Consider the following 11,608-nt stretch of genomic DNA (forward strand, 5'->3'; position numbering starts at 1 on the left):
CATCATGCTTGACGCTCTGGTGAAATTTGTACGCGAGCAATACCGTACCAACGAGTTCATTCCTTTGCATGCGCCAATATTTGGCGGGAACGAAAAAAGCTACGTCCTCGAAACCATAGATTCAACGTTTGTTTCCAGCGTTGGGGCTTTCGTTGATCGATTCGAGCGAGACATGGAAACCTACACCGGCAGTCCCCGGGCGGTTGCGACCGTCAATGGCACGGCCGCATTGCATGTCGCACTGATGTTGGCGGGTGTTAAGGCCGGTGATCTGGTGCTCACACAGCCACTTACCTTTGTGGCGACTTGCAATGCCATTGCTTACTGCGGTGCGGAGCCAGTATTCATTGACGTAGACAAGCACACGCTGGGGCTTTCGCCGGTAGCGATGGAGTGCTGGTTGCAGGAGTTTGCTTACCTGGATAGCGATGGCGCTTGCCGGGTTAAAGAAAGCGACAAAATTATCCGTGCCTGCCTGCCCATGCATACTTTTGGTCATCCGGTCGAACTCGACCTGTTGATTGAAGTTTGCACCCGCTGGGGGCTGGTGATAGTCGAGGATGCTGCCGAGTCGCTGGGGAGTCTCTATAAAGGGCGGCACACCGGTACATTTGGTGCTGTTGGCACTCTGAGCTTCAACGGAAACAAGACCATCACAACAGGTGGTGGGGGCATGATCCTGGCGGGAGAGGCTTTGGGTGCCCGGGCAAAGCACTTGACCACGACTGCGAAAAAAGCTCACCCCTTTGAGTACGTTCATGATGAGGTGGGCTACAACTATCGCTTACCTAATCTTAACGCCGCTTTGGGATGTGCCCAGCTTGAACAGCTGGACTCGTTTATTAGCGCAAAGCGTCTTCTTGCGGCGCGTTACCAGTCATTCCTGGAGGGCGGACCCTTCCAGTTTGTTGTTGAACCTCAAGGGTGTCGTTCCAACTATTGGCTTAACGCGATCATCTGTGAGGACCTTGGACAGCGTGATGAATTGTTGGCTTTCAGCAATCAGGCTGGTGTCATGACGCGACCTATCTGGAAGTTGATGAGCCATTTGCCCGCTTACTCTTCAAGCCTGCGGGGCGAATTGACTAATGCATTATGGCTCGAGCAACGTGTTGTCAATCTGCCGAGTAGTGTGGTGCCGGAGTTGCAGGTTTGAAGCGTAACGTTGCAGTGTTCACAGGCACGCGTGCCGAATATGGATTGCTCTATTGGCTGATGAAAGATATTCACGCCAGCCAGAGCATGGCGCTGCAAGTGATTGTAAGTGGCATGCACCTCTCGCCTGAGTTTGGTGAAACGTGGAGGGGCATAGAAGCCGACGGGTTCACCATTGACGCAAAAGTTGAAATGCTTTTGTCTTCCGATAGCGATGTTGGTGTTGTCAAGTCGATGGGGCTCGGTACGCTGGGCTTCGCTGATGCTTTGGACCGGTTGCGGCCCGGGATCTTGATCGTGCTGGGAGATCGGTTTGAGGCACTCGCCATCGTACAAGCGGCATTGATCATGAAGATTCCGGTTGCGCACCTGCATGGTGGCGAGATTACCGAGGGGGCCTACGATGACGCCATCCGACACGCTATTACCAAAATGGCGTTCTTTCATTTCGTAGCCGCCGAACCCTATCGCCAACGCGTTATTCAGATGGGCGAATCACCTGAACGAGTATTTAATGTGGGTGCGATTGGGCTTGACCATTTGCTGCGTAGCCCACGTATGACTCGGGACGAACTAGCGCAAAGCCTGGACTTTGCGTTGGATGGGCCGTTCCTGTTGGTGACTTACCATCCGGTGACCGCACTCGAGGAAGATCCTGCCCGAAGTTTCAATGCGCTATTGTCGGCGCTTGATCAGTTTCCTGAACATAAAGTCATTCTTACCTACCCTAATGCCGATAATGGCGGTCGCGCGATAATTCCCCTGCTGGAGGAGTATGCGCAGCGTAGCCCCCAACGAGTAATACCCATACCTTCGCTCGGATTTCGGCGTTATCTGAGTGTGGTAGCGCTGGCGGATGCGGTCGTAGGCAACTCCTCCAGTGGCATTATTGAGGTGCCGGCGTTTGGCGTGCCGACAGTTAACATAGGTGCACGACAGACCGGTCGTTTATCCTCGGCATCGGTTGTCCACTGTGCTCCGGATGCTGAATCCATCGGAAATGCAATACGCCTTGCACTGACTGACTCGTTCGCTGAAACCTGTAAGAAGGCGGTAAACCCCTACGGTGCTGGCAATGCTGTGCGTGGCATTATGGACGTCCTCGAGCGTTTCCACGGGGAATATCACAAGTCATTTCACGATTTGAGCTAAACCATGAAAGTATCTAACGAAGACTCGGTCTATATCATCGCTGAGGCCGGCGTTAACCATAATGGTGAGCGAGCCCTTGCGTTTGCCCTCGTGGACGCAGCGGCTGAAGCGGGTGCTGATGCAGTGAAATTTCAAACCTTTGATGCCGCACGTCTAGCGTCGAAGGCGGCTCCCAAGGCCTCTTATCAAAAGCAGAGTACCGACGCGGCCGAAAGCCAACTTGCCATGCTCAAAAAACTTGAATTGCCCAAAGAATGGCATGCGGATCTTCAGGCTCATGCACATAGTAGAGGGATTGAGTTTTTATCCACGGCATTCGATACCGATAGCCTGACTTTTTTGTGTGAGATGGATCTGCCATTTTTCAAAGTGCCTTCCGGCGAACTCACGAACGGTCCGCTTTTGTGGCAGTTTGCACATACTGGAAAGCCACTCGTGTTGTCGACCGGTATGGCTACATTGAGCGAAGTCGAGCAGGGCCTGGCGATCGTTGCACATGCGCTGGCGTCTGATCGAGAGCCTGCGAACATGGACGAGGTTTGGAAGAGCTGGAGCGAGCCGCAAACTCGCGCACGTCTCAAGGGACATGTCACCTTACTACATTGCACCTCCCAGTACCCTACGCCGTGGGAGGAAGTGAACTTGCGCGCAATGGATACGTTAAAAGCGTTCGATCTGGCGGTGGGTTACTCCGATCATACGGAAGGTGGCTTGATTTCCGTCGCTGCGGTAGCCCGAGGCGCTAGGGTCATCGAGAAACATTTCACGCTGGACCGCGCTATGCCAGGGCCGGATCATAAGGCATCCCTTGAGCCCGGCGAATTAAAGGCAATGATTAGCCAGATCCGCGTGCTGGAGTTGGCCTTGGGCGATGCCTGCAAGGCGCCTCAACCCAGTGAATGGGACACCCGCAGGGCCGCGCGCCAGCAGGTAGTGGCGGCGCGCGATATTGCTGAAGGCTCCATCATTGGCAGGGACGATTTGACAACGGCGCGCGCCGGCTCGGGATTGCCGCCCACAGCGTTATGGGAGTTGGTTGGAACCCGCAGCAAATTTGCCGTGCAGGCCGGTGAGACCATCAATTAATGAATCAGCCATCTAACCCATCATTGAACTTGGTGATGCTGGGCGCGGGCGGGCATGCCAAGGTCCTGCTTTCACTTGCAAAGGCCTCGGGTTTGCACGTGATAGGCGTCTGTGATCCAGAGCTTCACCGTTCAGGCGTCCTGATGTGGCGCGGACTTACCGTGTTGGGTGGGGATGATGCGTTGGAACCGCTTGATCGCGCGCGCGTCGGTCTGATAAACGGCATTGGTCAGGTAGTTGGGAGTACTCTTCGACGGACCATTTATGAGTCGGCGGTAGCCAGGGGGTTTCTATTTCCTCCACTTGTACACCCGTCTGCTTGTGTGGATGAATCCGCTGTGCTGGGTCACGGAGTACAAGTAATGGCCGGCGCTATCATCCAGCCAGATGTGATCCTGGGATGCAATACCATTATCAATACCCGAGCCAGCGTGGATCATGATTGCACTGTGGCTGCCCATGTACACATCGCCCCCGGAGCGACCCTCTGCGGGAACGTTCAGATAGGCACCGGCGCATTTGTAGGTGCGGGAGCAACTGTTATTCAGGGCTTGATGCTGGGCGAGTACGCTGTCGTCGGTGCCGGGACGGTCATGGTTCGTGACCTGGCAGCCCGTAATGTTTTATTAGGACAAGCGGCGCGTTCCAAATTCGTTCCTGACGAGACAAATAGAGAAGGTAATCAATGAAACAGTGGGAGTTAACACTCGTCGGTCCAGAGTGCTCAATGGAGGAGGCCATCGCGACACTTGATCGTGTTGCTGTGCGTATCGTTATGATTGTCGACGAGGAACGCTGCCTGTTAGGTACTTTGACTGATGGCGACGTGCGTCGAGCGTTGTTGAAACAGAAGGCTTTGTCCACGCAAGTCAAAGATGTGATGTGCACGACGCCGCGCACTGCCGGTCCTAACTGGAGCCGTGAGCGCATTATGGCGGTTATGGACACCTACCAATTATTGCAGTTACCGGTAATAGACACTGAAGGTAAAGTTATCGGGCTTGAGACGTTGCATGAGTTGTTGACCCGCAGGCGTCGTGATAATCCAGTTTTTTTGATGGCGGGCGGTTTCGGCACTCGTTTGCGACCGTTGACACATAACTGTCCAAAACCGCTGCTCAAGGTGGGAGACAAGCCCATTCTCGAGTTAATTCTAGAGAGGTTCATTAGTTCTGGCTTCCACAGATTTTTCATCTCGACTCACTACATGCCTGAAATGATTAGGGAGCACTTTGGCGATGGTAGTCAGTGGGGAGTCTCCATTCGCTACATTCATGAAGATGAACCCTTGGGAACGGGAGGAGCACTGGGGCTGTTGCCTCACGATGAAATAGATGCTCCGCTGTTCTTGATGAACGGTGATCTGTTAACCACGTTGAATTTTGAAAATCTTCTTGAGTTTCATCAAGAGCACCAGGGCGCCGCGACTATGTGTGTGCGTGAATACGAGTATTGCGTTCCTTATGGTGTGATACAAAGTGATGGTCATCGCATACGCTCTATGGTCGAAAAGCCGATTCAGCACTTTTTCATCAATGCGGGTATTTATTTGCTCTCGCCAGAATTAGTGAAGAGTGTCGCCGCGAAAACACGAGTGGACATGCCCACGTTATTGGAAGGCGAAATCGCGGCGGGTCGAGATGTAAATATGTTTCCCGTTCATGAATATTGGCTTGATATAGGCCGGATGGAAGATTTCCAGCGGGCGCAGCAAGAGTTCGGTGGGCTATGAGCGAGCAGGTGAATTATCTAGTCATCGGCAGCGGTAGTATTGCAAAGCGTCATCTTGCAAATCTCAAAAGGCTTTTCGGCGGTAGTCACACGACAATAGGGTGTGTTTCTGCTTCAGGCAGAACTATCTCTGCAAGTGAAGTGGGCGAAGGGATAGTGATTTATAACACGCTGGCGCAGGCGCTCGAAAATGAATATGCGTTTGCTATTATTGCTTCACCAGCACCTTGGCATATAGAGAATGCCGCACAGTTGCTGCAGAAAAATATTCCATTATTAATTGAAAAGCCGTTGTCTGATTCATTAAAAAATTTTAGGTTGTACGAAAGTACGTTGTTAGCACATCAGGATAAAATTGAAGTTGCGTACAATCTTCGCTTCTTGCCATCGGCTGTTAAATTTAAGGCTTTGCTTGAAGATCAGGTAGTGGGGGCAGTGCAGGGGGTCAGCGTTGACGTCGGTCAGTATTTGCCCGATTGGCGCCCGGCGAGTGACTATCGGAGGAATGTCTCTGCTCGTAAAGAATTGGGCGGTGGTGTATTGCTCGAGCTCAGTCATGATCTTGATTACTTAGGTTGGCTGTTTGGTAGATTTGAAACTGCCTATTGCGTCTCTAGAAATACTGGTACGTTGGATGTAAATGTTGAAGATGTCGCGGATGCGCTGTTAGTGCGCGAGGATCGCCTCACTGTTGCGGTGCATATGGATTTTCTACAGCGATCTCCCGTGCGCACGTGCAAAGTAATCGGAGCGCTCGGAACATTGGTTTGGGATATCATCAGCAATACAATTACTCTCCGTACGGGCGCAAATGAAAAAAGGGTACTGTTCGAAGATTCCGAGTATGACAGGAATAATATGTACCTTGATCAACTTCGGCATTTTTCAGATGTTGCCAGTGGGAACGTCTCCCCGGCCATCAGCATTAACGAAGGGCTTAACACGCTATATCTGATTGAGGCAATGAAGGCGTCTGTTTTGACAGGGCTGTCGGTCAAGATTGAGGAGAGTCAAGCGTGAGCACCTATGCTTTTATTTTTGCGCGGGGCAATTCCAAGGGGTTGCCGGGAAAAAACATTAAGTTACTGGGAGGGAAGCCGCTCTTAGCGCATTCCATCTGTGTCGCTCAGCAGGTGCCGGGTATAGACAAGATTTTTGTCTCTACCGATTCTGCCGAAATTGCGGCAGTGGCAGAAGCTTTCCAGGCCACAGTAATCATGAGACCTGACGAACTGGCCACGGATACTGCTTCAGAATGGCTCGCGTGGCGGCATGCGATCGAGACGTTACAAGCTCAGGGAGATAGTTTCGATGTATTTGTGAGTTTACCCGCGACGAGCCCCTTGAGGAACGTTGGAGACGTTCAGCAATGCATGGCAAGCCTTGATGAACAGTCGGACGTAGTCGTTACAGTTACACCCGCTTCACGAAGTCCATACTTCAATATGGTTGTACGTGATGAAGAAGGAGCCAGCCAATTGGTGTGCTCGGGCTCGCAGGTAAGTCGTCGTCAAGATGCGCCGGTCGTGTATGACATGACGACAGTGGCTTATGTGGCTCGCCCAGAATTCATTATGTCCAATGAGCGTATTTTTTCAGGTCGCGTAAAATCCGTTGTTATACCACGCGAGCGTGCGGTCGATATTGATGATATTTATGATTTCAAGTTGGCCGAAATGTTTTTAGAAAGTAAGGACACTGTACATGTTGGAAAATAAAACTATTCTTGTTGTGGGTGCGGGTGGTTTGCTCGGATCAAATCTTGTGTCGGCCTTGCTGGGGCAAGGCGCGTCTGTCATCGCCGCAGATATAAACCGGCAGGCAATGCTTTCTCGCCTGGAAAAGGTATCTGGTTTCGACGCCAGTGGTAATTTAACACTCGTAGAACTTGACTTGAATGATGCCCAAGCCGTCAAAGCTTTTTTTAAGGGGGCCAAGGGGTTGGATGGCGCGGCCAACTGTGCATATCCGAGAAATAAGCATTATGGTGCAAAGTTGTTTGATGTCGAGCTAGAGCACTTTAATGAAAATGTAAGTCTTCATCTGGGTGCCACGTTCTTGTTTATGCAGCAATGTGCCGCGTATTTCCAGAGGGAGCAGCAGGCATTTTCGCTGGTCAATATTTCTTCGGTTTATGGCGTTATTGCTCCGCGGTTTGAAATATATGAAAACACCGCCATGACAATGCCAGTCGAGTATGCGGCAATAAAGGCGGGTGTCCTGCAGCTGAGTAAATATTTAACCGCTTACGTGTCTAATAGCTTGTTCCGATCCAACTGTGTGAGCCCAGGCGGTATATTTGACAACCAGCCTCAGCCTTTTTTGGAGAAGTATAAATCATACTGTATGGGTAAGGGCATGCTTGATATTAGTGATGTCACCGGCACTGTTCTATTCTTGCTGTCTGAAAGCGCGAGATATGTTAATGGGCAAAATATAATTGTTGATGATGGGTTTTCACTATGAGGCCTGTATCGTTGTTGGTCGAGCGTCTAATGCTTAATGCTACTTCATTGGCGGCGACTTAACTTTATGAAACTCCTCGTTATTGGATACATGCTTTGTGTTTATTTTCTGTTGAGAAATAAGCATGTGCTGAGTCCTTCAAATATAGTGTTTGCAAGTTACTTTCTATATTTTGTTTTCCCCGCGTCACTTTTTTATATCCTTGAAGCTCTGAGTTGGCAATATGTGCTTCCCTGGGGAAAAATAAATGACTGGGCGGCGCTCTCCAACGAGGCAGTGTTGTCTTATGCTTATGTGTTCACACTTTTTTTCCTGATAACTCGCTTGCTTGAGTTAATAATAGACCGTCGCCACACGTCTGATATTTTTTTTGAGTATCAGGTAAGGCCCATCGGAATCGCGCTATTGGCCTTCGTCGTTTTGCTAGGAGGTATTTATTTCTTCCAGGTTACCGGCGGTATGGATGCTTGGTTCAGCGATTACAGTAAAACCTATCTTGAGAAAAAGAAAGGGTATGGGGTATTGAATTTTCTGCTCTTGATGGGGGCGAACTTTCTTGCTTTTGCATTGGGCGTACATTGGCGAACAAAAACGCGACTTAATGTGCCATTGGTGCTTTTGGTCCTGGTAGTGTTGGTTTTTTGTGCTTATATTCAAGGGATTAAGAGTAGGATATTTTATTTCCTGATATTTTTTAGCCTGCCGTGGCTAAGTACATTTAAATTGACACTTATAAAATCCAGTTTGATCTTTGCAGGATTTGTCCTGCTGTTTAGTTTTTCCATGTATTTCCGGTCCAATGGATTTTATAATACGCCTGAAATGTTATTGGAGTACTTTCTAAATTATTTCAACACTATCTTTCTGCACGATATGATTTTAAGGGACATGCCACCTGATTTTTTCCTTACGTTCGACTTCCCGTTTAAAAAATGGATGACATTTGTGGGGGTTCCGTCAGAGGGATATTTGCATGATATCAGTCGTTGGCTGACGTCCATTTACTTCCCTTCTCAATGGTTTGATGAATCTGCGACCCAACAATGGCCTATAGAAACAGAGTTGTATTTGAATTACGGTAGTTACATTTTCTGGTTTATTCCTGTTCTGTTGTGCTCGCTCTATATATGTGGTTTGTATTATTTCAGGTTCAGAGGTGGGCCTGTTTTTCTATTTATTTATGTCTCTGAACTGTTGCTGTTCTTAAGTATGTTCAGGGGGAGTATGTTTCAGTGGATAGCGCTCTTTAATATGGGCTTCTATATTTGTATTTGGGCCGGCCGACGCTTGTTGTTTTCCCGTACACGGCAGCTTAGCTCTATACCTACTACATGAACGTCTGGCGGTTGGTTTTATGTTAAGAGAACACGTAGTCCGTGTCGCCAATATCACATTGCGTGGGATGACGCTCGTCAGTAAGTTTGTACTGCTATTTTTTCTTGCTAAATTTCTTCAGGCAAGTGAGGTAGGGTTATATGGATTGCTTTCTGCAACTATTGGCTATGCCCTCTACGTTATCGGTTTTGAGTTCTATAATTTTTCCACGCGAGAAATGATCGGTGAGGACTCCAAACATTGGTTGGGGATGATCCGGGATCAGTTGGCCTTGTATGGGGTTTTGTACTGCATATTCCTGCCTTGCGCGCTTTTCATATTCTATATGGGGTGGCTCCCATGGTCACACGTATTCTGGTTTCTCGTCCTGGCGTTGCTTGAGCATATAGCTCAGGAACTCAATCGTATATTGGTTGCCATCTCTCAACAGCTGTTAGCCAGCGTGGTGCTTTTTTTACGCAGCGGCGCTTGGTGTCTGGCAGTGGTCGTCGTCATGTGGGTGGATGTGTCGGCCCGAAACTTGGACGTATTGCTCGGAGGTTGGGTCGTAGGTTGCTTGCTGGGCTGTATACTGGCTATCAAGAAGATTTCTGAATTTGACCGGAATTCCCTGCGCCGAAAAATAAACTGGAGCTGGGTTTCCCGGGGGGTGAAGATTGCGATCCCATTGCTGGTTGCCAGCCTTGCCATGAGAGGTGTCTTCACCTTTGACAGGTATTTTATTGAGAGTACCGCTAGCCTTGAAGTCCTGGGGGCCTACGTGTTGTTTGTCGGAATGGCATCTGCAGTGCTGTCTTTTTTGGATGCGGGTGTGATTGTGTTTTTCTATCCGAAATTGGTGTCGTCTGCGAAAAAAGGAGATCTGCCACTATTCCGCAAGCAGATGAAGATGCTTGCATTTAACGTTTTAGGCGTCACGGCATTCCTTGTGTTGGCATGTTATGGAGTTAGTGGTCTCGTTTTACACTGGTTGAATAATGCTATTTATTCAGAGAATATTCATATTTTATATTGGTTGTTGTTGGCAGTCGCTGTGTACTCGGTGAGTATGATTCCACATCTTGGACTTTATGCGTTTGGGTTTGATAAACCCCTTTTGTACAGCCAAGTGGTTGGCTTGTTTGTTTTCTTGGCTGGCGCTTACTGGCTCCAGGGCGAAGAGGGTTTTTATGCTGTACCCATATCTATGTGTATTGCCTTTTTTGTGATTCTAATATGGAAGTCATTTGCTTATGTTTTAAGGGTGCGACGTATAAGCTCCAGCGTGCTTATATAATGTGAACTCAATGATCGGATGAGAAGGTTCTCGTGGAATTGAGTGATTCGAATAATAAAGTAGAAACGGTTTGATGGTTGCTCTATGAAAGAAGAATTATTAGTTATTGTTGCAGATTACATTCGGGCAACTGAGAATGAAATTTCCATAGATAAGAGTGTTTACGATCTCGCGAATACGTCTCCCGAGCGCTTGGGTTACATGCCGCGTCCGGCTAAGATACTCAATAAATTCATAAAACGACCTGTATTGTTCAAGCTATTGGTCATGGTGTTGAGAGGACTTTGGCGCGCAGGCGGCGCTTCATTGTTCTTTTTCTATGAAATGATCGTTTTTTACAAATACTCTCGACGTGTCCCTGCGCAGTTAGAAAGTGAAAATCACTCGCGTGAGTACGCGTTAGCTTTTTCAGCACGGGCCGCTGATATATTAACGTCGAAAGTTCTTTCTTTTGAACCGGAGTGCTGGATTACGTTTCCATGGGTGCAAACGAATTTCGAGCGGGAAGTAGAGTCGATTGATGTGTTCTCCTTATTGAAAGGAAAGGATATCTTCGCCGCTTTTGTTCTTGCTGTCATTGCGTCGAGAAAAATCGCTCACAGTAAAAAAAATCAGAGATGGATGCTTCAAAGCTATACCGCATTTCGTTGGTTTGCTGTTCGTATTGCCTTGGGAAAATTGCGTACCCATAAATTAATTATTGCTGAACATTATGATCGGTGGGCTATGCTCGCAGACAGTGTGGCGTCGCGATGCGGGAGAGATCCAGGAAACCAGAGTGATTCAGGCATGGAATTAGTCATGGTGCAGCATGGTTCCCTGTCCGGACTTGCATCACTGGAGTATCAGGCACGCCCCTCGTTACCATTTAAACTTGGGCATAAGCTGAAAAATGTAACTCATGCGTTCGTCTACAACGAAGACGCTAAAATGATATTTGCGTCGGATATCCTCTCGTTTAGTTGTACAGCCGCGGGGGTTGCATTTACCTATTTTAGCCCAGCCATAAAGTTGACTACATATCCCTCTGAAAACCCTGTACGGGTTTTATTTGTTGGTCATCCTATTTGTGAAGGACTGCATGCGCATTTACTTCGGGATCTCGTTCAAGCCTATCAAGTGAGTTTTTATTACAAACCACACCCTACCGCGGGTGCTGCGGAGTCTGTGCAACACGAGGCATGGCAGGTAATTGTGGGGCGTGAGTCTTTCCCGGAGGTCGATTTTCTTATAGCTTACCCCTCAACCTTGGTGATTGAGTACGCCGCATCAGGAATTTCTGCGATACTCCACCCGTTGGATTTGAATCCAGAGGTTTCCTCTGGCCTTCTGGAGTCAATCAAGTCAAAATTAGACACAATGGGCTGTAAAAAATAGAATGAGCGTTATGGTTACTTTAAAGGAGTG

11 protein-coding genes are annotated in these 11,608 nt (G+C 48.7%); all 11 read left to right on the forward strand.

Features of this window, described 5'->3' with window-relative positions; genetic code table 11:
- Window positions 1-4: 4 nt before the first annotated feature.
- The 11 genes from AC07OJ_RS09960 (at window position 5) to AC07OJ_RS10010 (ending at window position 11,578) form a co-directional block, all read left to right on the forward strand.
- On the forward strand, window positions 5-1,156 hold the full coding sequence (locus AC07OJ_RS09960) for a LegC family aminotransferase (protein ID WP_495094463.1): 1,152 nt from the start codon (window positions 5-7) through the stop codon (window positions 1,154-1,156).
- On the forward strand, window positions 1,153-2,307 hold the full coding sequence (gene neuC, locus AC07OJ_RS09965; protein ID WP_495094464.1) for a UDP-N-acetylglucosamine 2-epimerase: 1,155 nt from the start codon (window positions 1,153-1,155) through the stop codon (window positions 2,305-2,307). Before AC07OJ_RS09960 ends, neuC begins: the two co-directional genes overlap by 4 nt.
- 3 nt (window positions 2,308-2,310) lie before the next feature.
- The gene (neuB, locus tag AC07OJ_RS09970) at window positions 2,311-3,393 is read left to right on the forward strand and encodes an N-acetylneuraminate synthase (RefSeq protein ID WP_495094465.1); all 1,083 of its coding nucleotides are present in this window, start codon (window positions 2,311-2,313) and stop codon (window positions 3,391-3,393) included.
- Window positions 3,394-3,428: 35 nt separating this feature from the next.
- Window positions 3,429-4,082 carry an acetyltransferase gene (locus tag AC07OJ_RS09975; protein WP_495094535.1) on the forward strand — a complete coding sequence of 218 codons (654 nt, stop codon included), beginning with the start codon at window positions 3,429-3,431 and terminating at the stop codon, window positions 4,080-4,082.
- The gene (locus AC07OJ_RS09980) at window positions 4,079-5,125 is read left to right on the forward strand and encodes a nucleotidyltransferase family protein (protein ID WP_065901810.1); all 1,047 of its coding nucleotides are present in this window, start codon (window positions 4,079-4,081) and stop codon (window positions 5,123-5,125) included. The genes AC07OJ_RS09975 and AC07OJ_RS09980 overlap by 4 nt, the downstream gene beginning before the upstream one ends.
- Window positions 5,122-6,144 carry a Gfo/Idh/MocA family protein gene (locus tag AC07OJ_RS09985; protein ID WP_495094466.1) on the forward strand — a complete coding sequence of 341 codons (1,023 nt, stop codon included), beginning with the start codon at window positions 5,122-5,124 and terminating at the stop codon, window positions 6,142-6,144. The genes AC07OJ_RS09980 and AC07OJ_RS09985 overlap by 4 nt, the downstream gene beginning before the upstream one ends.
- On the forward strand, window positions 6,141-6,842 hold the full coding sequence (locus AC07OJ_RS09990) for an acylneuraminate cytidylyltransferase family protein (RefSeq protein WP_065901806.1): 702 nt from the start codon (window positions 6,141-6,143) through the stop codon (window positions 6,840-6,842). The genes AC07OJ_RS09985 and AC07OJ_RS09990 overlap by 4 nt, the downstream gene beginning before the upstream one ends.
- Complete coding sequence (locus tag AC07OJ_RS09995; protein ID WP_495094467.1) at window positions 6,829-7,590, forward strand: oxidoreductase; 762 nt, start codon at window positions 6,829-6,831, stop codon at window positions 7,588-7,590. The genes AC07OJ_RS09990 and AC07OJ_RS09995 overlap by 14 nt, the downstream gene beginning before the upstream one ends.
- 66 nt (window positions 7,591-7,656) lie before the next feature.
- On the forward strand, window positions 7,657-8,925 hold the full coding sequence (locus AC07OJ_RS10000; protein WP_495094468.1) for a hypothetical protein: 1,269 nt from the start codon (window positions 7,657-7,659) through the stop codon (window positions 8,923-8,925).
- A 19-nt stretch (window positions 8,926-8,944) separates the two neighbouring features.
- The gene (locus AC07OJ_RS10005; RefSeq protein WP_495094469.1) at window positions 8,945-10,201 is read left to right on the forward strand and encodes a lipopolysaccharide biosynthesis protein; all 1,257 of its coding nucleotides are present in this window, start codon (window positions 8,945-8,947) and stop codon (window positions 10,199-10,201) included.
- A gap of 84 nt (window positions 10,202-10,285) precedes the next feature.
- Window positions 10,286-11,578, forward strand: coding sequence for a hypothetical protein (locus tag AC07OJ_RS10010; protein WP_495094470.1), 1,293 nt, complete (start codon window positions 10,286-10,288; stop codon window positions 11,576-11,578).
- Window positions 11,579-11,608: the final 30 nt, after the last annotated feature.

This window comes from Pseudomonas sp. GW821-FHT09C08 (genome assembly GCF_059418125.1).